Source organism: Streptomyces flavotricini (assembly GCF_020639365.1).
GTDB classification, from domain to species: Bacteria; Actinomycetota; Actinomycetes; order Streptomycetales; family Streptomycetaceae; genus Streptomyces; species Streptomyces flavotricini.
Genome location: NZ_JAINUL010000001.1, coordinates 2591427 through 2615299 on the forward strand (window position 1 = coordinate 2591427; position 23873 = coordinate 2615299).

The 23873-nt window shown below is 72.7% G+C and carries 18 protein-coding genes; 3 read left to right on the top strand and 15 right to left on the bottom strand.

Features of this window, described 5'->3' with window-relative positions:
* Positions 1-69: 69 nt before the first annotated feature.
* From K7B10_RS11575 to K7B10_RS11595, 5 genes are all read right to left on the bottom strand, one after another.
* Positions 70-1119, bottom strand: a complete 1050-nt coding sequence (locus tag K7B10_RS11575) for an ABC transporter ATP-binding protein (RefSeq protein ID WP_229336024.1) — start codon at positions 1117-1119, stop codon at positions 70-72.
* Positions 1119-2105: an ABC transporter permease gene (locus K7B10_RS11580; RefSeq protein ID WP_229336025.1), complete on the bottom strand. Its 987-nt coding sequence runs from the start codon at positions 2103-2105 to the stop codon at positions 1119-1121. Before K7B10_RS11580 ends, K7B10_RS11575 begins: the two co-directional genes overlap by 1 nt.
* Entirely contained in the window at positions 2102-3121 is a 1020-nt protein-coding gene (locus tag K7B10_RS11585) for an ABC transporter permease (protein ID WP_229336026.1), read from the bottom strand. Before K7B10_RS11585 ends, K7B10_RS11580 begins: the two co-directional genes overlap by 4 nt.
* A gap of 20 nt (positions 3122-3141) precedes the next feature.
* The gene (locus K7B10_RS11590; RefSeq protein WP_229336027.1) at positions 3142-4884 is read right to left on the bottom strand and encodes an ABC transporter substrate-binding protein; all 1743 of its coding nucleotides are present in this window, start codon (positions 4882-4884) and stop codon (positions 3142-3144) included.
* Between the two features lie 137 nt (positions 4885-5021).
* Positions 5022-5672, bottom strand: coding sequence for an HAD family hydrolase (locus tag K7B10_RS11595; protein WP_229336028.1), 651 nt, complete (start codon positions 5670-5672; stop codon positions 5022-5024).
* A gap of 153 nt (positions 5673-5825) precedes the next feature.
* Between K7B10_RS11595 and K7B10_RS11600 the strand changes: the two genes are divergently transcribed.
* Positions 5826-6773, top strand: a complete 948-nt coding sequence (locus tag K7B10_RS11600) for an SMP-30/gluconolactonase/LRE family protein (RefSeq protein WP_229336029.1) — start codon at positions 5826-5828, stop codon at positions 6771-6773.
* Positions 6774-6833: 60 nt separating this feature from the next.
* On the opposite strand, the gene K7B10_RS11605 is transcribed toward K7B10_RS11600, so the two are convergent.
* The 9 genes from K7B10_RS11605 to K7B10_RS11645 form a co-directional block, all read right to left on the bottom strand.
* Positions 6834-7544 carry a GntR family transcriptional regulator gene (locus K7B10_RS11605; protein ID WP_229336030.1) on the bottom strand — a complete coding sequence of 237 codons (711 nt, stop codon included), beginning with the start codon at positions 7542-7544 and terminating at the stop codon, positions 6834-6836.
* 56 nt (positions 7545-7600) lie between these two features.
* Positions 7601-8563, bottom strand: coding sequence for an ornithine cyclodeaminase family protein (locus K7B10_RS11610; protein WP_229336031.1), 963 nt, complete (start codon positions 8561-8563; stop codon positions 7601-7603).
* A complete protein-coding gene (locus K7B10_RS11615) occupies positions 8560-9606 on the bottom strand; it encodes a proline racemase family protein (protein ID WP_229336032.1) in 1047 nt (348 codons plus the stop codon). The genes K7B10_RS11610 and K7B10_RS11615 overlap by 4 nt, the downstream gene beginning before the upstream one ends.
* Positions 9603-10607 (bottom strand): proline racemase family protein, encoded by a 1005-nt coding sequence (locus K7B10_RS11620; RefSeq protein WP_229336033.1) that lies wholly within the window; start codon positions 10605-10607, stop codon positions 9603-9605. Before K7B10_RS11620 ends, K7B10_RS11615 begins: the two co-directional genes overlap by 4 nt.
* Positions 10608-10635: 28 nt before the next feature.
* Complete coding sequence (locus K7B10_RS11625; protein ID WP_229336034.1) at positions 10636-11568, bottom strand: dihydrodipicolinate synthase family protein; 933 nt, start codon at positions 11566-11568, stop codon at positions 10636-10638.
* Between the two features lie 97 nt (positions 11569-11665).
* Positions 11666-13072 (bottom strand): FAD/NAD(P)-dependent oxidoreductase, encoded by a 1407-nt coding sequence (locus K7B10_RS11630; RefSeq protein WP_229336035.1) that lies wholly within the window; start codon positions 13070-13072, stop codon positions 11666-11668.
* Positions 13053-13367, bottom strand: a complete 315-nt coding sequence (locus tag K7B10_RS11635) for a (2Fe-2S)-binding protein (RefSeq protein WP_229336036.1) — start codon at positions 13365-13367, stop codon at positions 13053-13055. Before K7B10_RS11635 ends, K7B10_RS11630 begins: the two co-directional genes overlap by 20 nt.
* 89 nt (positions 13368-13456) lie before the next feature.
* Positions 13457-14608: an NAD(P)/FAD-dependent oxidoreductase gene (locus K7B10_RS11640; protein ID WP_229336037.1), complete on the bottom strand. Its 1152-nt coding sequence runs from the start codon at positions 14606-14608 to the stop codon at positions 13457-13459.
* Positions 14609-14711: 103 nt separating this feature from the next.
* Positions 14712-17114 carry a collagenase gene (locus K7B10_RS11645; protein ID WP_229336038.1) on the bottom strand — a complete coding sequence of 801 codons (2403 nt, stop codon included), beginning with the start codon at positions 17112-17114 and terminating at the stop codon, positions 14712-14714.
* A gap of 201 nt (positions 17115-17315) precedes the next feature.
* Between K7B10_RS11645 and K7B10_RS11650 the strand changes: the two genes are divergently transcribed.
* Positions 17316-18710 carry an aminopeptidase P family protein gene (locus K7B10_RS11650; protein WP_229336039.1) on the top strand — a complete coding sequence of 465 codons (1395 nt, stop codon included), beginning with the start codon at positions 17316-17318 and terminating at the stop codon, positions 18708-18710.
* Positions 18711-18774: 64 nt separating this feature from the next.
* Here K7B10_RS11650 and K7B10_RS11655 read toward each other — a convergent pair whose 3' ends face one another.
* A complete protein-coding gene (locus K7B10_RS11655; RefSeq protein WP_229336040.1) occupies positions 18775-19194 on the bottom strand; it encodes a peptidoglycan-binding domain-containing protein in 420 nt (139 codons plus the stop codon).
* A gap of 486 nt (positions 19195-19680) precedes the next feature.
* Between K7B10_RS11655 and K7B10_RS11660 the strand changes: the two genes are divergently transcribed.
* The gene (locus K7B10_RS11660) at positions 19681-23778 is read left to right on the top strand and encodes a golvesin C-terminal-like domain-containing protein (protein ID WP_229336041.1); all 4098 of its coding nucleotides are present in this window, start codon (positions 19681-19683) and stop codon (positions 23776-23778) included.
* Positions 23779-23873 lie beyond the last annotated feature (95 nt).

Consider the following 23873-nt stretch of genomic DNA (forward strand, 5'->3'; position numbering starts at 1 on the left):
CGGAGGGGGCCGGGGCCGTCCCGGCCCCCTCCGCCCGGGCGGCGGTGTCCGGGCGGCGGGCCTCTACGGTCATCGGGTCGCCTCCGGAGCGGTCGCCGTGGACGGTGCGGTCGGTGCGGACGCCGGGGCACCGGCCCCCGCGAAATGGCACGCGGCGGCGCGCGGGCCGGCTCCGCGGGGCCGCAGTTCGGGGCGTTCGGTGGCGCAGCGGCCGCGCTGGTCCGGGGTGCCCGCGGCGGCGAGGCCGCACCGCGGGGCGAACGCGCATCCCGGGCCGGGCGTGAGCAGGGAGGGCGGGGAGCCGGGGATCGCGCGCAGCGGCTCGTCGTCGGCGTCGTCGAGCCGGGGCAACGAGTCGAGCAGCCCCCGGGTGTAAGGATGCGCCGGGTCGGCGAACAGCTCGTCGACACAGGCCTGTTCTGCGGCCCGGCCGCCGTACATGACCAGCACCTCGTGGGCGACGCGGGCGACGACCCCCAGGTCGTGGGTGATCATCACCACGCCGAGGCCGCGCTCCTGCTGGAGGCGCGCGATGAGCTCCAGGATCTGCGCCTGCACCGTCACGTCCAGGGCCGTGGTGGGCTCGTCGGCGATCAGCAGGTCGGGTTCGCAGGCCAGGGCCATGGCGATCATCGCGCGCTGGCGCATGCCGCCGGAGAACTGGTGCGGGTACTCCCCCGCCCGCCGGGCCGGTTCGGGGATGCCGACCTCGCCGAGCATGTCGACGGCCCGCTTGCGCGCCGCGGCCCGGCCGGCCTTGAAGTGCACGCGGAAGTGCTCGGCGATCTGCTCGCCGACCGTGTAGTAGGGGTGCAGGCTGGACAGCGGGTCCTGGAAGATCATGGCCATCTTCCGGCCGCGCAGCCGGGACAGCTCCTTCTCGGACAGGCCCGTGAGCTCCTGCCCGGCGAGCGCGATGGAACCGCCGACCTCGGCGCCCCGGTGCAGGCCCATGACGGCGAGCGAGGTGACGGACTTGCCGGATCCGGATTCGCCGACGATGCCGAGGGTGCGCCCGGTCTCGACGGTGAAGGCGAGCGAGTCGACGGCCCGTACGGGGCCGCGCGGGGTGGCGAAGGTGACGCGCAGGTCGCGCACCTCCAGCAAGGGGGCTCCCATCAGTACCTCACCCTCGGGTCGATGACGGCGTACAGGAGGTCGACGACGAGGTTGGCGACGACGATGAAGAAGGCGGCGAGCAGGGTGACCCCGAGGACCACCGGCTGGTCCGAGCTGACCAGGGCCCCGTAGAACAGCCGCCCGATGCCCGGGAGTCCGAAGATGGACTCGGTGATGACGGCGCCGGCGAGCAGTCCGCCGAGGTCCATGCCGAAGATGGTGAGGATCGGGGTCATCCCGGAGCGCAGCCCGTGCTTGACGACGACCGTGCGCTCGGGCATGCCCTTGGCGCGGGCGGTACGGATGTACGGCTCGGCCATCGCCTCGATCATCGAGCCGCGGCTCTGGCGGGCGTACATGGCCGCGTACAGCAGGGCGAGCGCGGTCCAGGGCAGCAGCAGGTTGGCCGCCCAGGCGAGCGGGTTGTCGGTGAAGGCCTGGTAGGTGGGGTAGGGCAGCAGCCCGGCGACCCGGATGACCCCGTAGATGAGCATCACGGAGGTGAAGTAGACGGGCAGTGAGGCGGCGGCGACCGCGCCGACCATCAGGGCCTTGTCGGTGGCGGTGTCCTTGCGCAGGGCGGCGGTGACCCCGGCGCCGAGGCCGAGGAGCAGCCACAGCGCGGCGGCGCCGACGGCGAGGGAGGCGGAGACCGGGAGGCGGTCCATCAGCAGGTCCCACACGGGCAGGGAGTTCTCGTACGAGTAACCCAGGCAGGGGAAGTCGCACTGGACGGCGTACTGGCCGGTGCCGAGGGTGCGGCCGGTGAAGATGCCGGTGAGGAAGTCCGCGAACTGCCGCCAGACCGGCCGGTCGAGGCCCAGGTACGCGCGTACGTCGGCGAGCCGTTCGGCGCTGCAGGTCTTGCCGCAGGCGGCCGCGGCCGGGTCGGTGGGCAGGACGTAGAAGATGACGAAGGTGACGGCGGCGATGGCGAGCAGGACGCCGGCGAGGGCGAGCAGCCGGCGCGCGAGGTAGAGGATCAACTGCGGCCGCCCCTCGGGTCGAGGATGTCGCGCAGGGCGTCGCCGAGCAGGGTGAAGGCGAGGACCGCGAGGAAGAGGAAGGTGCTCGGGATGACGAAGTACATGGGGTCGGTCTCGTAGAAGGCGACGGACTCGGCGATCATCTGGCCCCAGGACGGGGTCGGCGGGCGGACGCCCACGCCGAGGTAGCTGAGCGCGGCCTCGGTGCTGATCATGCCGGGGATGAGCAGGGTGGTGTAGGCGATGACCGGGCCCGAGACGCCCGGGAGGATGTCGCGGGTCAGGATCCGCCAGGAGCCGGCGCCGCCGACGCGGGCGGCGTCCACGTACTCGCGGTGTTTGAGGGAGAGGGTCTGGCCGCGGACGACGCGGGCGACGCCGGGCCAGCCGAAGACGCCGATGACGGCGGTCATGAGCAGGATCCTGTTGACGTCCTTGGCCACCGACAGCATCGCGATCATGAAGATGAGGGAGGGGAAGGACATGGTCAGGTCCATGAGGCGGGACAGGACCGTGTCGGTGCGTCCGCCGAAGTAGCCCGCGGCGATCCCGGCGGCGGTGCCCGCGACGACGACGATGGCGGTGGCGGCGAAGGCGATGAGGAGCGAGACCTGGGCGCCGTGGACGACGCGGGCGAACAGGTCGCGGCCGGTGACGGGTTCGACGCCGAGCCAGTGGTCGGGGCTGATCCCGCCGAGGGAGCCGAGGGGCTGGCCGCCGAGGTAGGGGTCGATGGCGCTCTTGTCGAATTCCTCGGGTGACCAGCCGCCGAGCGCGCCCAGCCAGGGTGCGGTGGCGGCCATCAGGACGAAGAGGAGGACGACGCCGAGGCTGACGCGGACGGCGGGGCGGCGGCGCAGCTCGCGCCGGGCGAGCTGCCAGGGGCTGCTGCCGGTGGCCGCCGCGGCGCGACCGTCCTCGGCGGCGGGGGCCGGGGGGCGGCCGGGGGCCTGGGCCGGAGCCGGAGCCGGGGTTTTGGCGGCCTCGCCTCCGGCGCCGGGTGCGGTGGTGGTCATGGTGTCGGGGTCCGTGTCCCTCAGCCCTGGCTCTTCGAGGGGTCCTTGAGGCCGACCGTGCCGTAGTCGATGGTTCCGGTCCACACGGGGTGGCCGTAGGCGCCGGCGATGTTGGGGCCGACGAGCAGCGGCTTGCGCTTCAGCATGACCGGGACGGCCGGGGACTTCTTCATGATCTCGGCGTCGAGGTCGATCCAGGCCTGGTTGGCCTGCTTGGCGTCGGCCATGGCATTGATCTCGTCGATCCGCTTCATGGTGGCCTCGTCGCGGAACTGGCTGTTGTTGCCCTGGTTGCCCTTCTCCTTGATGGTGCGTCCGTCGAAGACGAAGGGGATCCAGGTGGAGCCGGAGGGGTAGTCGGGGCACCAGCCGGTGAAGGTCATGTCGGGGGTGGTGGAGAGGTCGCCGATGACGTCGTAGTACGCACCGGGGTCGATGGTGTCGACGACGACCTCGATGCCGACGCGGGACAGGCCCTGCTGGATGGCCTCGGCCTTGCCCTTGTCACCGGTGGAGACGGCGAGGGAGACCTTGAGGGACTCCTTGCCGGCGGCCTTGAGGAGTTCCTTGGCCTTGGCCGCGTCTCCCGCCGGGGCGATCTTCAGGGTGTCGGCCTGCTTGCCGCCGGAGAGTGCCGGGGGCAGGTAGGCGGTGGCGACCTCGTTGAGCGCCGGGCCGCCGCCCGCGGTGATCACCGCCTCCTTGTCGACGGCGTACTGCATGGCCTCGCGGACCTTGGGGTCGTTGAAGGGCGCGCGGGAGTTGTTCAGGTAGAGCATCTCGGTACAGCCCTGGGACTCGGCGAGCAGGCGTGCCTTGACCTCCGGCTTCGGCAGCACCTTGGGGGCGCTCTCGGGGCGCATGTCCATGTACTGGACGGCGGAGGCGTCGGCGCCCTCTCCGGCGATGATCCGGTCGTCGATCTGGCCGCCCTTGAGGCCCATGACCACGACGAACTTGTCGGGGTAGGCCTTTCTGACGGTGTCGGTCTTCGGGTCCCAGTGCTCGTTGCGGACGAGGACGAGCTTCTTGTCGCGGTCGTACGACTCGATCTTGTACGGGCCCGAGGAGAACGGGCGGGCGTCGTACTGGGTGCCCTTCTCCTGGGACTGCGGGACCGGGGCGAAGGTGGGGAGGGTGGCGGTGGCGGAGAACTCGGCGACCGGGCGCTTCAGTTCGAAGACGATGGTGCGGTCGTCGGGGGTCTTGACGGAGTCGAGGTGCTGTCCCTGGAGCGGGCCCTTGTAGCCCTCGCCGCCGGCCAGGTACTGGGCGGCGTAGTCGGGGCCGCCGGTGAGGTCGGGGGCGAAGGAGCGCTCGACGTTGTACTTGATGTCCTGTGCCTTGATGGGCGATCCGTCCTCGTACTTCACGCCTTCCTTGAGGGTGAAGGTCCAGGTCTTGCCGCCGTTGGAGGGGGTTCCGAGGTCGGTGGCGAGATCGGGGACGAGCTCGCTGCCGCCCTTGCCGGGCTCGGCCTTGAAGGTGACGAGCGTGCGGTAGAGGAGGCGGGTGCCGAAGTCCATGGCCGGCATGACCCAGTTGCGGGCGGGGTCGAGGTGGGCGAAGTCCTGGTTGGACAGGACGGTCAGGGTCCCGCCCTTGACGGGGGTCCCGCCGAGGGCCTTGCCGTTGTTGGCGGCGGCGGGGTTGCTCGCGCCGGCGCCGGCCGAGCCCTTCTTGGGGTCGGAGCAGCCCGAGGCACCGAGTGCGAGTGCCGCCACGAGGGCGGTGGCGAGGGCGAGTTGGGTGCGCTTGGTCATGGGTCACTCCAGTGAAGGGCCGCGCTCTATGATGTGACCGGTAACATAGTAATGTGAAATTGCACTGACAAGGGTTTGGCAACGCCGTTATCCAGCCGTGCCCAAATCCCTTCCTTCCCGCGGGTGTTGCCGGCGGCTCAGCGTCCGGCGAGCAGCTCCGGCAGCCTGCGCATGTCGTCGAAGACGACGGTGCCGGGACCTTCGAGCCGCCCGGCGGGGGTCGGACCACCGCAGTAGCCGAAGGCCCGCATGCCGGCCGCCCTGGCCGCCCGGACGCCGGGCCCGCTGTCCTCGACCACCGCGCACACGTCCGGATCGAAGCCCATCCGCCGGGCCGCGTACAGGAAGAGGTCCGGGGCGGGCTTGCCCCGGGTGACCTCGCTCGCACTGTAGATGCGGCCCTCGAAGTGGCCGTAGAGGCCGGTGCGGCCCAGGGTGTGCCGCATCTTGGCGTGCGAGCCGCTGGACGCCACGCAGGTCGGCAGCGTGATCGCGGCGAGCGCCTCGGGCAACCCCTCCACCGGGTCCAACCCGAGGTCCACCGCGTCCCGGTGGCGTTCGATGAGCTGCTTCCACCAGAGCCCGGCCGTCCGCGCGCCGAGCCGCTCGGTGAGCTGTTCGACGATCGACTCCTTGGCGCGCCCGATGAATCGCTCGACCACCTCGTCCGCGGTCAGCGGCCAGCCCAACTCCGCCCCGAGCTGCACCTGGAGGCGGACGGCGAGGCGTTCACTGTCGACCAGGACACCGTCGCAGTCGAATATCACGAGCTCTATCGGCTTGATCATTCCCACAGGGTAGGTGGCGGGGCGACCGGCGGCGAGCGATGTGATCCACGCCTCTTCATTCGGAATTCACTGGCATTGACCATAGATCATCTCGCAATCTTCTTTATGTACCAGATGAGATTCGGCCAGTGGCCGCCAGAAGGGGAGGGCCCCATGACCAGCCAGCGCCCTGGGCTGTACGAGATGCTCGACGACCGCTTCCGGACCGGTCGGTGCATGAACGGTGATGACGCGCTGGAGGTCCTCCACACGGGCTGCCGCTGGGCCGAGGGGCCGATCTACCTGCCCGCCTGGCGGCAGGTGATCTGGAGCGACATCCCGAACGACCGGATGCTGCGCTGGGACGAGGAGACGGGATCCGTCGGCGTCTTCCGCCGCTCCGCCGGGAACACCAACGGCAACACCCTCGACCGTCAGGGCCGGCTGATCACCTGCGAGCAGGGGAACCGCCGCGTCACGCGCACCGAACACGACGGCACGATCACCGTGTTGGCGGACCGCTGGAACGGCAGACGTCTGAACAGCCCGAACGACGCGGCCGTCAAATCCGACGGTTCGATCTGGTTCTCCGATCCGGACTTCGGCATCACCAGCGACTACGAGGGCCACCGCGCGCAGAGCGAGATCGGCGCCAACAACGTCTACCGCGTCGATCCGGCCACCGGCGCGGTGCGGTTGGTCGCCGACGGCTTCGGTGCGCCGAACGGGCTGGTCTTCTCCCTCGACGAGCGGCAGCTGTTCGTCTCCGACACCCGGGCCGGCTTCATCCGGGTCTTCGACGTACGCGACGACGGCACGCTGTCCGAGGGGAGGGTCTTCGCCGAAGCGGCGCCCGGGAAGGCCCGCTTCGACAACCTCCGCTTCGACGACGGCGGCCGGCTCTGGGCCGCCGCGATGGACGACGGAGTGCACTGCTACGACCCCGACGGCACCCTGATCGGCCGGCTCAACGTCCCCGAGACGGTCTCCAACATCGCTTTCGGCGGCGCCAAGCGCAACCGCCTCTTCATCACCGCCGAGACCAGCCTCTACTCGATGGTCACGGGCGTCACCGGCACGCACCCGACCGGCCCCGGGCGCCGGCGCTGGCTCGACGACTGAAGACGCCCCCGCGGCCCCGGGGCGGCGCCGCCCCGGGGCCGAACCGCCCCGGGGATCCGCTCACAGACCCGAGCCGAGGCCGCCCGGGGTGCGGCCCACCGGCTCGTCGCGGCCCTGGGCCCACAGGGAGCGGACGTGGCCGAGGTGGCGGACCATGCAGGCCTCGGCCGCCTCCGCGTCCCCGGCGATCATCAGGTCGAGCAGCTCGATGTGCTCCTCGGCGGAGGAGACCAGCTTCCCCGCCTCGTCCAGGCCCGTCAGTCCGTACAGGCGCGAGCGCTTGCGCAGGTCGCCGACGGTCTCGACCAGGCGGTCGTTGCCCGCCAGGGCCAGCAGGGAGAGGTGGAAGCGGCGGTCGGCCTCCAGGTAGCCGATGAGGTTGTGCTCGCGGGCGCTGGTGACGATCTCCTCGGCGATGGGCCGCAGCTCCTCCAGCTGCTCCGCCGTGGCGATCTTCGCGATCCGGCCGATGGTCGGCACCTCGATCATCGTGCGCAGCTCGGTGTACTGGTCCAGATCGCGCTCGCTGACCTCGGTGATCCGGAAGCCCTTGTTGCGGACGGGCTCCACCAGCCCCTCGCGGGCCAGGTCGAGCATCGCCTCGCGCACCGGAGTGGCGGAGACCCCGAGCTCGGCCGCCAGGCCCGGCGCCGAGTAGACGCTGCCGGGGCGCAGTTCACCCGCTATCAGGGCTGCTCGAAGGGCGTGGCCGACCTGGTCGCGGAGCCGTTCCTGGGCCTTGATGAGACTGTGCTGCTTCAGGTCACCCATTTGCTCTTCCTCCGAACACCGTTGCACCACCGAGTGCAGAGGAACAGCGTACAATGTCACGTTGCGCATGATCCCCGAGCGGTGGCGCCTCCCGCGGCGCGATACATCGCCACCGCCACAGCGAGATCTTCCCAGGCCATGCCCACACTCTTGAAGAGCTGTGGAGAACCCGGCGCCCCGGCCGCCGGCATCCGGCCCGCCACCAGGTCGGCCAGGGTGCCGTTGATATGACCGGGCCCGATCGCCCCTTCCGCCTCCGGCACCAGCAGGTCCCCCGCCTCGCGCAGGGCCGCCGCCCGCGATTCCACGTACACCGCCGCCCGCCGCACCAGCGCGGTGTCGGTCTCCCGAGCCTCCGGCTCGTGCGAGCCGACCGCCACCACCGTCACCGCCGGGGCCACCAGCCGTCCGTCGAAGAGGGGTTCGCGGGCCGTGGTGCAGCAGAGCACCAGGTCCGCCTCCGCCACGTCCGCCGGGACGCCCGTACGGGCCGGGACCCCCAGGGCGCGGGCATGCGCCGTCAGCTTCCGCGCCGACACCGGGTTGCGGCCCACGACCACCACCCCGGACAACTCCCTTGCCCCCAGTACCGCTTCGAGGTGCCCGTACGCCTGCGGTCCGCTGCCGAAGAGCACCATCCGCAGGGCCCGCCCGGCCGGCGCCAGGTGGCGCAGGGCGAGCGCCGAGACCGCCGGGGTGCGCAGCGCGGTCAGGGCCGCGCCGTCGAACAGGGCCAGCGGGCGCAGCGTAGGCCCGTCCATCAGCAGGTACGAGCCGGTGATGCGCGGGAGCCCGAGCGCCGGATTGCCGGGCGCCACCCCGGCGATCTTCACCCCGGCGTACGCCCCCGCCGCGGCCGGCATCAGCAGCAGCTCGCCCCCGCCCGGCACGGGCAGCGCCGAACGCTGCGGGCAGGACTCCGGATCCAGCCCGGCCCGCAGTACGTCGGCGAGCGCGTCGGCCGCCGCGGCCGGGGTGAGCAGCGCGGCCGTCTCCTCCGCTCCGAACTGCGGGATCACAGCAGGAACCCCGCGCCGAGGGAGTCCTGCGGATCGCGTACGAAGGCGTGCTCGCCCGTGCGGTACGCCGTCCCGGTGACCTCCGTGACCAGGCCGTCGGGGGAACCCACCGCCGCCACCCGGCCCGTGAACACCGTGCCCACCACCGACTCGTGGAGCAGGTCCTCGCCCGGCCCGATCCGGCCGTCCTCCGCGAGCAGCGCGAGGCGCGCCGAGGTGCCCGAGCCGCAGGGCGAGCGGTCGATCTGGCCGTCGGCGAACACGGTGACGTTGCGCTGGTGCGGCCCGAAGGGGGTGCCGGGCAGCTCCTCGTGGAGGATCACCCCGTAGACCCCGGAGAGCAGCGGTCCGCCTGGGTGCCAGGTCCCGGGGTGGGCGGCCAGCGCGGCCCGGATCTCCTGCCCGGCGCGGACGAGTTCGGGCAGCGCGGCCCGGGTGACCTCCAGTCCGAGGTCCCGGGCGGCGACGGAGGCGTAACAGGCTCCGGCGTGCGCGATGTCCACCTCCGCCAGGCCCAGGGTGGTCGCCACCGGCACCTTGCGGGCGCCGACCCGCGCCGGGACGTTGCGGAAGGTGACCCCGGTGGTGCGGCCGCCGGCGCGGTGCACGGTCGCGGCGACCCGCCCCGACGGGACGTCGATCCGCACCTGCGCGTCCCCGTCGTCCGGCGCGACGACCCGGCCGGTGTCCACGGCCCAGGCGCCGAGGGCCATCGTGCCGTGGCCGCAGGCGGTGGAGTAGCCGTCCTTGTGCCAGAACAGCACGCCGAAGTGGGCCCCGTCGTCGTCCGGGGGCACGACGAACCCGCCGTACATCCCGGCGTGCCCGCGCGGCTCCTGCACGAGGAGCCGCCGTACGTCGTCCAGGGGGCTGCGGCGCGGAGCCGTACCGGAGCCCCCGGGGCCGATGGCGGTGGCGCAGCGCTCGGCGACGGTGTCCCCCGGTACGGGCGGCAGGCCGGCCCCGGCCGTGTCGACGATCCGGAAGGGCTCCCCGGCGGTGTGGTAGTCCGCGGTGCGCACGAAGGCGAGCTCGCCGGTCACAGCAGGAACCCCGCGGGGAACGGGTCGGACGGGTCGAGGAAGTACTGGGCGGTGCCGGTGATCCACGCCCGCCCGGTGACGGTCGGGACGACGGCCGGGAACCCGCCGACCGTGGTCTCCCCGATCAGCCGGCCGGTGAACTCCGTGCCGATGAAGGATTCGTTGACGAAGTCCGCGCCGATCCCGAGGAGGCTGCGGGCGTGCAGCTGGGCCATGCGCGCGCTGGTCCCCGTACCGCAGGGCGAGCGGTCGAACCAGCCCGGGTGGATGGCCATGGCGTGCCGCGAGCGCCGGGCGTCGGAGCCGGGGGCGGCGAGGTAGACGTGCTTGACCCCGGAGATGGAGGGGTTCTCGGGGTGGACGGGCCGGTCGCCGGAGGCGTTGATCGCGTCCATGACGGCGAGTCCGGCGCCCAGCAGATCGTCCTTGCGGTCCCGGTCGAAGGGGAGTCCCAGGGAGTCGACTTCGACGAAGGCGTAGAAGTTCCCTCCGTAGGCGAGGTCGTAGGTGACCGTGCCGAAGCCGGGGACCTCCGCCTTCAGGTCGAGTCCGGCGCAGAAGGAGGGGACGTTGGTGAGGGTGACGGCGGCGGCCGCCCCGTCCTCGACCCGGACGTCCACGCTCACCAGGCCGGCCGGGGTGTCGAGCCGCACGGTGGTGACCGGCTCGACGACCTCCACCATGCCGGTCTCGACCAGGACGGTGGCGACCCCGATGGTCCCGTGCCCGCACATGGGGAGCAGGCCCGACACCTCGATGTACAGCACGCCGAAGTCGGCGTCGGGGCGGGTGGGGGGCTGCAGGATGGCGCCGCTCATCGCGGAGTGCCCGCGCGGCTCGTACATGAGCAGGGTCCGGACGTGGTCCAGGTGCTCGATGAAGTGGAGGCGTTTGTCGGCCATGGTGGCGCCGGGGATCACCCCGACACCCCCGGTGATCACCCGGGTCGGCATGCCCTCGGTGTGCGAGTCCACCGCGTGGTAGATGTGGCGCGTGCGCATTCCTGTCCCCTTCCGGTCCCTCGGGGGACTAGTTGTGTCCCTCGGCGAGGGCCTTCTCGGTGGCGGCGCGGACGCCCGCCTCGATCTCCCCGGTGAGCGGGAAGCGGGGCGGGCGGGTGGCGCCGCCGGGTCGTCCCGCGAGGTCCATCGAGAGCTTGATGGCCTGGACGAACTCGGTCTTGGAGTCCCAGCGCAGCAGCGAGTGCAGGGACTTGTACAGCGGCAGCGCGGTGGCGAGGTCACCGGCGACGGCGGCCCGGTAGAGCGCGGCGCAGGAGCGCGGCAGGGCGTTGGGGTAGCCGGCGATCCAGCCGACCGCGCCGGCGAGGGCGAGCTCGAGGAGGACGTCGTCGGCGCCGATGAGCAGGTCGAGGCCGGGGGCGAGTTCGGCGATCTCGTACGCGCGGCGGACGTCCCCGCTGAACTCCTTGACGGCGACGATGCTGCCGTCGCCGTGCAGGCGGGCGAGCAGGCCGGGCGTGAGGTCCACCTTGGTGTCGATGGGGTTGTTGTACGCGACGACGGGCAGCCCGGCGCGGGCGACCTCGGCGTAGTGGGCGCGTACGGTCGCCTCGTCGGCGCGGAAGGCGTTCGGGGGCAGCAGGAGTACGGAACCGGCCCCGGCCTCGGCGGCCTGGTCGGCCCAGCGGCGGGCTTCGGCGCTGCCGTAGGCGGCGACGCCGGGCATGACGCGGGCGCCGTCGCCGGCGGCCTCGACGGCGGTGCGGACCACGCGGGCCCGCTCCTCGTCGGTGAGGGTCTGGTACTCCCCGAGGGAGCCGTTGGGAACCACGCCGTCGCAGCCGTTCGCGATGAGCCAGGCCACGTGCTCGGCGTAGGCGTCGTGGTCGACGGTGAGGTCCTCGCGCAGCGGCAGCGTGGTGGCGACCATGATGCCGTGCCAGGGGCGGGTGCGGGTGTCCGTACCGGTGGTGGGCGCGGGGGTGTGCGCGTCGGTCATGAGAGAGCTCCCTAGAGTGGTGTGTGACATTTTACTAGTGGGTGTGAGGCGGCCACAAGGGGCCGGGTCTCCCGATCGCCGGCCGGTCGGTGTCCGATCAGCCGTCCGCCGGGGGCAGTTGCGCGAGGTGGCGCAGCGGGACCGGGCAGGACAGGGGCCGCCGGTCGGGCGCGGGGCCGTCGCCGGCGAGGGCGGCGACGGCCGGTCCGCACATGCGGCCCTGGCACCAGCCCATCCCGGAGCGGGTGAGGAGTTTGACCGTACGGGCGTCGCGCGCGCCGAGCTCGTCGACGGCCTCGCGGATCCGGCCGGCCGTGACCTCCTCGCAGCGGCACACGTCGGTGTCGTCGCGCAGCCAGCCGGTCCAGCCGTCGCCGGGCCGGTGGGCGGCGCCCATGGCCGCGGCGAAGGCGCGCAGCCGGGCGCGGCGGCGGGCGAGGGCGGCGGGTACGGTCCGCCCGGCGATCGCGTGCGCGGCGATCTCCCCTTCGAGGAGGGCGAGTTGGGCACCACCGATGCCGCCGGTCTCGCCCGCGGACCAGATCCCGGCGACGGAGGTCCGCTGCTCGGCGTCCAGGGCGAGGGCGAGCGTGCCGTCGGCGGTCGGGCGGGTGGCGCAGCCGAGGCCGGTGGCCAGCTCCAGCTGGGGCACCAGCCCGTGGCCGACGGCGAGGGCGTCGCAGGGGATCCGGCGGGCGGTGCCGGGCAGGGGCCGCCAGTCCCGGTCCAGGCGGGCCACGGTGACGGCCTCGACGCGATCGGTGCCGTGGGCCTCGGTCACGGCGTGCCGGGTCAGGAGGCGGATGTGGCGGCGCAGCAGGGCGCTGCCGTACGTGGCGGCCTCGCCGAGCTTGCCGGGGTTGCGGAGCAGGGCGGGGAGATGGCCCGCGTACGCGCTGTAGGCGGCGGCCTCGACCACGGCCGGCACCCGGGCCCCGGCGGCCGCGAGCGAACCGGCGACGGCGAGCAGCAGCGGGCCGCTCCCGGCGACGACGACGCGCTTGCCCGGCAGTACGAGCCCGCTCTTGAGCATGGCCTGGGCTCCGCCGGCCCCGACCACTGCGGGCAGGGTCCAGCCGGGGAAGGGCAGTTGCCGCTCGTAGGACCCGGTGGCCAGGAGCACGGCCCGGGCGTGCAGGGCGGCGGCGGCCTCGTCGGGGCCGGTGCCCGCGACGGCGTGCAGGGTCCAGGCGTCGCCGTCGGGGACCACGGCCCAGACGTGGTGGGCCGGGAGGTACGTGATGCGACCGGCCTCCTCATGGGCCCGGAGGGCGGCCTCGCGCTCGGCGAAGGCGGACCACCCGTGGTGCAGGGCTTCGGGGCGCTCGGCCCCGAGCCCCGGAGCGGGATGCCGGTAGTACTGCCCTCCGGGCCGCTCCCCCGCGTCGACGAGGGTGACCCGCAGTCCGAGCCCGGCGGCGGTGACGGCGGCGGCGAGCCCGGCGGGGCCGGCGCCGACGATCGCGAGGTCGGGCGGGGCGGTGTCAGACGCCGAGCTCGGCATGACCGGTTCCCTCCTGGGTGGTGACGGTGTCGCCGGGGCGGGCCGGGACGAGGCAGGCGCGCTGGTTGGGGCGGCCGTTGACGGTGACGAGGCAGTCGTAACAGCTGCCGATCCCGCAGAACGCCCCGCGGGGTGCGCCGCCTTGGCGGGTGGTCCGCCAGGCGAGGATCCCGGCGCCCCACAGCACGGCGGCGATGCTCTGCCCCGCCTGGGCGGTGAGCTCGCGTCCGTCGAAGCGCAGCAGGTACGTGGCCGAGGGGGCACCGCCGACCAGGGTGCGGGGGGTGGGACTCATCGGGGGTTCTCCTTGGGCGGCGTGGTGCGGGTGGCGGGCGCTGCCGGGTTCCGCCGTACGGGCCTTCCCCGCCCGGCCCTTCCTCCCGGTCATCCGGCCGGGTCCGCTGCGAAGCGGGCCGGGCGGAACGGGTCCGCGGACAGCGGGGGTCGCGCCCCCGTCAGGGCGGCGGCGATCAGGACACCCGTGGCCGGGGCCAGGCCGATGCCGGCTCCTTCGTGGCCGCAGGCGTGCAGGAGGCCCGGGAGGCGGGGGTCCGGGCCGATCGCCGGCAAGTGGTCCGGGAGGTAGGGGCGGAAGCCGTGGTAGGTGCGCAGCACCCGGGCGTCCGCCAGGAAGGGGAAGAGGGCCGCGGCCTGCGCCGCCAGGCGGCGAAGGGCCTCCACCGAGAGCGAGCGGTCGAAGCCCACCCGCTCCCGGGTCGCCCCGATCAGCACCGGCCCCGCCGGCGTACCCTCCACCACCGCCGAGGACTGCAGGGCCGCCGAGCCGCTCGCCACGTCGGCGATGTAGTCCGCGGCGTAGACCTTGTGCCGCACCACCCTCGGCAGCGGCTCCGTCACCAGGACGAACCCGCGGCGCGGAAGCACCGGGAGGGACACCCCCGCGAGTTCCGCGATGCGCCCTCCCCAGGTCCCGGCCGCGTTCACCACCGCCGGGGCGAGGAGTTCGCCGCCGCGCGTGCGCACCCCGCGGACGCCCCCGGGCCCCGTGAGGATCCCGGTCACCTCCTCACCCAGGTGCACCGAAGCCCCCGAGGCCGCCAGCAGCCTGGCCGCCGCCTGGGCCGGCTGGACCTGGGCGTCCTGCGGGTACAGGAACCCGCCGACCGGCCCGGGGGCCAGATGGGGCTCCAGCTCGCGGAGTTGGTCGGCCCCCGCCTCGACGGCTTCGACCCCGGCGGCGCGCTGGCCTTCGGCGAAGTCCCTCAGCGCCCCCAGCGAAGCCTCGTCCGGGGCGACGACGAGCCCGCCCTTGGCCTCGTACTCGATCTCATGGGGGAGGACGGCGGCGAGTTCGCGCCACAGGCCGGCCGACAGCAGGGCCAGGTCGAGCTCCGGGCCGGCCTCCTTGTCGGAGACGAGCAGGTTGCCCTCCCCGGCTCCCGTCGTACCGCCCGCGACGGGGCCGCGGTCGACGACGGCCACGGAGAGTCCGGCGCGGGCCGCGTAGTACGCGATCGCGGCTCCGACGACGCCGGCGCCGATGATCACGACGTCCAGGGGATGTCTCTTGGACACGGCAGTAATATGTCACATTCTTTAGTGGGTGCCTAGGGTCGCCGAGGGGTCCGGCGGCCGGTCCCGCCCCCCGTTCGGACCGGGACCGGCCGCCGGCCGCGGATCAGCTGCGCAACGGGCCCTCGCAGCTGTAACTCGACGTCCCCGCCCTGTGGTCGGTCCAGATCTCCACCGGGCCGAAGGAGCAGTTCATGTCGGCCAGGTTGTTCGAGGCCGCGCCCGCCCGGTCGAGGATGAAGTAGTCCACCGTCTCCGACATGTCCTTGAAGTTCTGGTCGTCGCTGCGCCAGTCCTTCAGGTTGGCGGTGATCCGGCCGGTACAGGTGAACCGCCGCTTGCCCGGGTCCCCGTTCTCCACGCAGTCCGGGGTGTTGTACGTGGCGGTGGCGAAGGCCGACTTCACGTTGGCCAGCGCCGCGTCCCGCAGCTGTCCGTTGGGCGTGAAGCTGGTGTTCGGCACGTACAGCTGGTCGACCTTGGCGATCTGCGCGTCCAGGAAGCGGTCGTAGTCGCGCTGCAGGTAGGTGTCCGAGCCCATCCGGTGGCGCCAGGCGTCGTACCCGGCCACGTCGTTGGCCCGCAGGTGGGTGTACATCTCGCGCAGCAGCGAGGGCTTCTCGGTCCACAGGAACTCGAAGAAGGTGCCCGCGTAGTTGTAGAAGCGGAAGCCGTCGCCGTCGTAGGTGGCGTTCAGCAGCTGCTCGACCGTCATCCGCGGGCCGCCGCCGGCGGTGTCGTTGATGACGCCCTTGACCAGGGACTTGCGGACGGCGATGCCGTTGTCGCGGGTGGCGCCGTCGAAGAACTCGGCGGTGCCCTCGTCCATGGCGGTCGTACGGTCGCCCTCGTACCAGGGACCCTCGCCGAAGAAGCCGGGGACGGCGAACCGGCCGTTGAGGTAGTGCGTGTACTCGTGCCGGAAGAGCTCTTCGAGGGTCAGGGAGGAGTCCTGCGGGACGCGGCGCTGGTAGGTGTAGAAGGTGGCGCCGTTCTCGATGTACATGCCGCCGTTCTCGGTGCCGTAGCCGTACAGCATCGTCTGGTAGGTCACGTAGTCGGCGCGGGAGGCGTACAGCACGATGTTCAGCGTGGCGTTGGGGTCGCCGGCCAGCGGCCGGTCGGTCCCGAGGACCCGGTGGAACTGGGTCTTGACCTGCTTGCTCGCGTAGTAGAGCTGGTCGACGGTGGCCCGGTCGAGGGCCGTGCGGACCTTGATGGCGCCGTTGTCGTAGGTGTACGTGTTCGGGAAGAGCATCTTCTCGATGTCCTCCTTGCACACCCCGTACTGCTTGCACGCGTTGTAGGTGTTCAGCCAGGAGACGATCTTGGCCCAGGGCTCGCTGCCGTTGCCGAAGGCGGCCTTGACCGGCTCCAGGAGGCCGCCGAGGTCGGCGGAGATCTGGCTCTGGAGGCCCTCGATCTGGCCGAAGCGGCCGTACTCGCCGAGCGCGTCGCGGACCACCCACGCGTTCGTGGTGCCCTTGAGGTGGGTGTAGCCGGCGAAGGCCTTGAAGGCGGCCCGGTAGGCGGGGTCGGCCTTGGCCGCGGCCTGGAAGGCGGCGTCCTGGTTGCCCGGGTACACGCCGAGGTAGTTGACCGTGAGGGCGGCGAGGGCGGCGCCGCCCCAGTTCGCGTCGCCGCTGGTGGCGGGGTGCGAGGCGTCCAGGGTGGCCAGCACCTTCTTGATCAGGCCGAGCTGGGTCTGGCGCATGCCGGGGCCGGTGGCGTAGAGGGCCTCGCGCAGGGTCCGGGCGTTGGAGGCGGTGACGTCGAAGGTCCGGGCGGCGTTGCCGAAGTCGGTGACGGCCCGGCTCATGGCATCGGCGGTCGCGGCGTCGGTGAGGTCGATCTCCTCGCGCGAGAAGTCGTGGTAGACCGCCGCGTGCAGGTACGTGAACATCTCCTCCAGGTGCGAGGAGTTGCGGCCGTCGTGGGCGGCGGCCAGGCCGGATATCCGGCGGGCCACGGCCTGGACGTGCGCGTCGTCCATGACGGGCGCGAGGCGGGCGTCCCACGTCCAGACCAGCGTGCGCATGCAGCCGTCGGCGGTGACGGCCGGGTCGGCCAGGAAGTCGGCGAACTGCTCCGGGCTGAGGCCCGTGATCCCGTCGAGGGTGCAGGGGACGCCCGCGGCCACGCTCTGCGCGGTGGGCGCGGCCTGGGCGGTGGAGGCGCGCTCGCGGCTCTTCTCGGCGCGCTCGGTGAGACGCGCGGCCGGGGCGGCGGACGGGGCGGCTCCGGGGACGCGGCCGTCGGCGGCGATCCCGCCGGGGGCCTGGCCCGTCGCGGGTGCGGCCTCCTTGGGCGAAGCGAGGTGCTCCACCTCGTCGAACGGGTTCGCACCGGGCGCCCCGGAGGTGAAGGTGCCGGGCACGGCGGCCGGGGCGGGGGCGGCCGCGGGGGCCCGGTCCGCGGTCTGGGACACGGCCTGGCCGGCGGAGGCGAGGAGCGTCACCGCGACGGCGGCGGAGAGGAGGGACGTACGCACAGCTCTGTGCTGAGACACCAAGGACTCCTGATTGGGAGGGGAGGTGGGGGAAGTGGTGCGCGAGGTGGTGCGTGAAACCTGAAATGCCTGAACTGCCCTGCGTCACACGGCGTTTGACGGGGATTAACGTGCCGCGGTGTGAGCTGTAACATAGTAATGTGAAATTGCACTGACAAGACCCGTGCGCCCACCAGTTCGCATCTTCTTGAGGGAGCCTCCATGTCCGACACCCCCACCGGCACCTCCCCCGGCCCCGCCTCCCGCCTCAACATCGGCAGCCACGACCTGCCGGTATCACCGGAGTTGTCCCGGTTCATGGCGGCCGAATGGGCGCCGTCGCCCCTCCCCGACTCCGCGCGGATCCCGGCGTACGAGGTCACCCCGTCCCGGCGCGAGCGCCTCTCGGCACGCTTCCCGGGCGAGCGGCTGATCATCCCGGCCGGCGAGCTCAAGGTCCGCTCCAACGACTGCGACCACCGCTTCCGCCCGCACAGCGCTTACGCCTGGCTGACCGGGCTGACCGGAGAGGACCAGGTCGGCCACGTCCTGGTGCTGGAGCCCACGGGCCCGCACGGCCACGAGCCCGTGCTGTACCTGCGCCCCCGCTCCCCGCGCGCGGGCGGGAACGAGGAGTTCTACCGGGACCGCCGGTACGGGGAGTTCTGGGTCGGGCGCCGCCCCGACCTGGCCGAGGCCGAGCGCCTGACCGGCCTGCGCTGCGCCCACCTGGACGACCTCGGCTCCCCGGCCGGCCGCAACGCCGCCACCGACTCCGAACTGGCCGCCGCCCTCTCCGAGTTGCGCCTGGTGAAGGACGCCTGGGAGGTCGGCCAGCTCCAGCTCGCCGTCGACCACACCGCCGCCGGTTTCGAGGACGTCGTACGGGCGCTGCCGCGCGCACTGGCGCACCCGCGCGGCGAGCGGTGGATCGAGGGGGTCTTCGGACTGCGCGCCCGGGCCGAGGGCAACGGCACCGGGTACGACACGATCGCGGCGTCGGGCGCGCACGCGTGCGTCCTGCACTGGATCCGCAACGACGGCCGGCTCGACCGCGGCGACCTGCTGCTGCTGGACGCGGGCGTGGAGACCGACAGCCTCTACACGGCGGACATCACGCGCACGCTCCCGCTGTCGGGGCGCTTCTCCTCCGTCCAGCGGCAGGTGTACGAACTGGTACTGGCGGCGCAGGACGCGGGCATGGCGGCACTGCGTCCGGGCGCGAGCTTCCGGGACTTCCACCGGGCCGGGATGCGGGTGATCGCGGAGGGCCTGGCGGAGTGGGGCGTCCTGAAGGACGCGCGGGGGGACCTGCACCGGCGGTACACGCTGTGCAGCAGCGGCCACATGCTGGGCCTGGACGTCCACGACTGCGCGAAGGCGCGGGCGGAGACCTATCTGGACGGGGTCCTGGAGGAAGGTCAGGTGCTGACGGTCGAGCCGGGCCTGTACCTGCAGCCCGACGACGAGACCCTGCCGCCGGAGCTGCGCGGCATCGGCGTGCGCATCGAGGACGACCTGGTCATCACGGCGACGGGCGCCCGGCTGATGTCGGGCGCCCTGCCCCGCACGGTCGCGGGGATCGAGGAGTGGATGGGGAACCTGCTGGCCGGCTGAGCATCCGCCCCACCCCCGTGGGGGTGGATGCCCGGCCGGCCGCAAGGGTGGCGGGCCGGTCGGGTCAGACGACGCTGGGGAGGTACTCGTTGCAGTATCCGGCGTGGGTGACCTTGTCGTCGTAGCCGTAGTACGGGTCGCCGTACCACAGGAGCGCGTAGCCGGTGTCCGGGCCGACGATGCCGTCCACGTCCTTGGGCACGAACATCACGCTCTGGAAGAAGCGGATCGCCTCTTCGGTCTGGGGGCCGAACCTGCCGTCCTCGGAGATCTGGCCGTGCGAGCCCGGACGCCCGGTCCAGTTGTGCGCGAAGGCGTAGTTCAGCTGGTGCTGCACGCACCACACGGCGTGCGTGTTGTTCGTCTTGCCGTACCCGATGTACGGGGCGCCCTGCCGGGCCTGTGCGGTACCCGACAGGCTGAGCACGGTCAGGGCGGCCGCGGCGGCGAGGGCGGCGGCCCGTGAAACGGTCTTCTTGAGCATGGCGAACCTGCTTTCCGTGAGGAGCGGGGCGGGGATCCGTGCCGGACGGGCTGGACCAGGCGCCACCGGACAGCCGGAACACTAGGCCGGTCCCGGCCACGTCCCGGTGTCCCGTCCGTCTCCGGGAAGTCCCGGACGGCCCGCGGGTCGGTCCCGTGGGGGCGTGACCCGCGGCCGGCGCGGAGAAGTCCCACGCACCGGCCCGGGACGGGCGGCCCGTCCCGGGAGGGCCTCTTCGCGTCCCCCGCCCGGGACGGTGTTCCCGTCCCGCGGACCGGGCTCCGCACGGGACGTCCTGGGGACGGATCCGGCCCCGAACGGCCGGGCGCGGCCCCTAGATTGCTCGCGTCGGACGGTCCCGGGCCCCACGCGGCCCGCAGTGTGCCCGTCCTCCCTCCCCGCTCCCCCGCCGAGGCCGGCCCCTGCCCGTGACGCGTCATCGCGCCTCACGTCACCTCGGTGCGGATGTCACGGAAGAGAAGACCCTTGAAACGACACAGACGACGGCATGCGTCCGTCGCCGTGGTGCTCACCACGGCGGCGGCCCTGATGGCGCCGCTCGCCCTCCCCGCCCAGGCGGCGCCGCCCGCTCCGGCCGGCACCCCGGGGCCGAGCCCGTCCGAACCCGGTCCCGACCGGCACCCCACCGCCGTCCCCCCGCGCGACCGGGCCAAGGTGGTCGGCGGTGCCTCGGACCGGGCCTGGACCACGTCCGGGGACGCCTCCGGGTTCCACGTGCTGGTGGCCGACGCGAAGGCGGGCTACCCCTGGAAGACCGCGGCCACCCTCGCCGAGCCCGGCTTCGACACGGACACCTGGATCGGCAACGCGTGCGTCACCGCCTCCGGCGAGCGCGCGGTCGTGGCGTACGCGCCCCGTACGTTCACCAACAAACCGGAGCTGATGACGCGCGGCGCGTTCACCGCCGTGGTCGAGCTGACCACCGGCAGGGTGACGAAGCTGCCGGTGCAGGCCTCGCTGTCGTACTTCTCCCCCGGCTGCGGCGAGGGCGAGACGGCCGTGCTCTCCCAGTTCAGCGATGACGCGGGGAAGGAGAACGCCACCCGTCTGATCACCGTCGACGCGAAGGCCGGCCGAGCGTCGTCCCCGCTCAAGCTCACCGGCCAGGTCACCTCGGCGATCCCGTACGGCGGCGGCGAGATCGTCGCGGCCGAGGGCCCGCAGCTGGTCCGCATCGGCAAGGAGGGCGCCCGGCACCCGATAGCCGCCGCGGACCGGGTCCCCTTCCAGATCACCCGGGACGCGGCCGGCGGCATCACCTTCCTCGACGGGCCCGGCGGGGCGGACCCGGGCCCCAAGGCGGTCGGCCAGGTCAAGCACGTCGACGCCGCCGCGGTCCGCTCGGCCCGGAACGGCAAGGCCCGACCGCGCCCGATCGCCTCCGGGCAGCTCGACGCCCTGGACCTGGCGGGGTCGCCCTCCGGCGAGGTCTTCGTCACCGGCCGGGCCGAGACCGAGGGCAAGCTGCCCGCGCACGTCCACAACCCCGGCGGGCTCGACAAGGGCGCGGTGATGAGTGCCCGCGGCCAGTCGGCCGTCACCAGCCGCTGGGCCCACGGCCAGGACGGCAGCCCGGTCCGGGCCGAAGAGGCCGCCACGGAGCGCACCGTCGTCAACCAGGTCAAGGTGCTCGGCACCGGCAAGAGCGTCGAGCTGGAGGCCGCTCCCGGTGCCGAGGCCGTGGCCCCGGCCCGGCTCGCCGACGGGCTCGCCCCCTCCCCGGCCCTGCGCTCCTCGGCCGGGCCGGCCGGCGCCCCGGAGGGTCCGCTCGTCCCGCAGGGCGCGAGCAAAAGCCCGTTCACGGCGGCCGCCGTCTCCGGCGCCGCCGCGGCGGCGGCCCCCTCGGCGCACGACCCCGTCGAGGCGGAGCGCACCTGTGCCGTACCGCGCGGGGACGTGCGCAAGCAAGCCTTCCAGCCCACTCCGCGCCAGGTCGAGTGGGCCGTGGACCAGGCCGTGATCATGGGCCTGAACCAGCACGTCAACCGGCCGCCCAACTGGAAGGGCACGGGCATGACGGGTTACAACCCGCAGCTCCTCTTCCCGCTGCGCGTGCTGAGCGGCGACCCCAACGGCTACATCGACAAGGCCGACGAGTGGCACATCCCGGCGCAGATCCTGCTGGGCATCACCGCTCAGGAATCCAACATGTGGCAAGCCAGCCGGTACGTCGTCCCGGGCGCCACGGGCAATCCTCTGATCGGCAACTACTACGGCATCGACTACGCGCCGAACGGCACGCAGGGTGACCCGTGGGCGATCAACTGGGCCAAGGCGGACTGCGGTTACGGCATCACGCAGATCACCGACGGCATGCGGCTGCCGGGACACGACCAGCCGGCCATGTCCGTCGTCCAGCAGGAGGCCGCGGCCCTGGACTACACGGCGAACATCGCCGCCGGCGCCGACAAGCTCGCCGAGAAGTGGAACCAGACCCGCGACGCCGGTCTGACCGTCAACAACGGCAAGCCGAAGTACATCGAGAACTGGGCCTTCGCCCTGTGGGCGTACAACGCGGGCTTCTACCCGCAGTCCGACGCGGCGAAGAACAACGGCACGTGGGGCGTGGGCTGGACCAACAATCCGGCCAACCCTCTGTGGAAGGCCAACCGCACCCCCTTCCTGGAGTCGACGGGGGGCCGGGACGACTACTCGCACGCCTCCCACCCGCAGGACTGGCCCTACCAGGAGAAGGTGATGGGCTGGGCGGCCCGGCCGCTCTCGGCGATGTTCAAGCCCGGCACGATGGGGGTCGCGTACCGCCAGGCCTGGTGGAGCGACTGGACCTTCCGCACCGGCGGCCTCCACCCGCCGGAGGGGCTGTTCTGCAACTCCTCGAACGAGTGCGACCCCGCCAAGATCGGCCCGAACGACAAGAACGAGCCCGGGCTCGGCGCCTGCACCCGTGCGGACCTGCACTGCTGGTACCACCAGCCGGTGAAGTACGTGGACTGTGACAGGAACCAGTGCGGGCAGGCGACGCACCGCTTCGACGCCACCTACCCGGAGCAGCCGGACGAGGACTCCTCCTACCCGCCGCGGTGCAGCAGCGGTCTGCCCGCCGGTTCACTGATCGTCGACGACCTCCCGAACGGCACGCGGCCGGCCGGATCGGACGCCCGCAGTTGCGGTGCGGTCGCCTCGTCGGGGTCCTTCGCCTTCGACTTCAACCTGTGGAACGGGACGTATCCCGGGAAGATCGACATGCACCAGATCGGCGGGGGCTACGGCGGCCACTTCTGGTTCTCCCACACCCGTGACACGGCCGACACGGACGGCGGCCGGCTGCTGACCACCGGCACCTGGACGCTGGGCCAGAACATCCCCGGCAGCGGCTGGGCCCGGGTGATGGTGCACATGCCGGACCACGGCGCGCAGACCCGGCAGGCCAAGTACGTGGTGTACGGGACGGATTCGACCAGCCCGGTACGGGTGGTGCCACAGCGCACCCGGGAGAACCGCTGGGTGGACCTGGGCGTGTTCCACTTCACCGGCACTCCCAAGGTCTCGCTGAGCACGCACGCCGACGGAGGCAACGGCACCGAGGACGTGGCCTGGGACGCCGCGGCCTTCCAGCCGCTGCCCGGGAAGCCGGCCGACTCCGTCGTCGCCCTCGGCGACTCGTACTCCTCCGGTGAGGGCGCGTCCGTCTCCGGCGGAGCCGACTACTACAAGGAGAGCAACTACCGGGACACGACGAACGGTGCCACCCGCGACGCCTGCCACCGCTCCACGCAGGCCTGGTCCCGGCAGGCCGCGCTGCCCGGCTCCACCACCTCGATCGGCGCGCTCGCCGACGTCCGTGACCCCTCGATGGACTACCACCTGATCGCCTGCTCCGGCGCGCGGACGTACAACGTCCTCAGCAAGGCGGACGGCGGCGGGAAGGCGGAGTACGGCGAACTCCCGCAGCTGGACCAGGGCTACCTCGACCAGAACACCACGCTGGTGACCATCTCCATCGGCGGCAACGACACGCTGTTCACGCCCATCTTCACCTCGTGCCTGATCACCTCCGAATTCTGCCAGGCGGACTCGATCGACGACGTCGACGTGAACGGCAACAAGACGGGGAAGAAGACGGGCCCGCTGTCGGCCTACGTCCCCGACCGCATCAAGAACCTGGTGCGGCCTCAGATCGTGAAGACCCTGAAGGCGATCCAGGCGCGGGCGCCACAGGCCAAGATCGTACTGATGGGCTACCCGCCGCTGCTGGAGAAGGACGGTGGCTGCCTCCCGACCATCAGCACGCTGGAAGGCCCCTGGCTGAACTCCATCGGGGAGACCCTGCTCCAGGAGATGGACGGAGCGGCCCGGGACGCGCGGGCCCAGGGCGTCAAGGCGTGGTTCTCGAACCCCAAGGAGGCCTTCAAGGGGCAGGCCGTCTGCGGAACTCCCGAGACGGTCCACGGCATCGTCATGGACCTGGTCGAGAGCGACACCCCGCAGCTCGACACCAACGTGATCAAGCTCGGCAGCTCGGCGCAGTCGTTCCACCCGAAGGTCGCCGGCGCGCGGCACTACGCCGACGCGCTCGAGCAGACCCTGCGCACCATGCAGTGACCTGCTGACGACACCCGTCCCGTGCCGTCCCACGGTCCCGTGGGACGGCACGGGACGCCGGGACGGCCTCCCGGCTTGTCCCGGCGCCTTTCAAT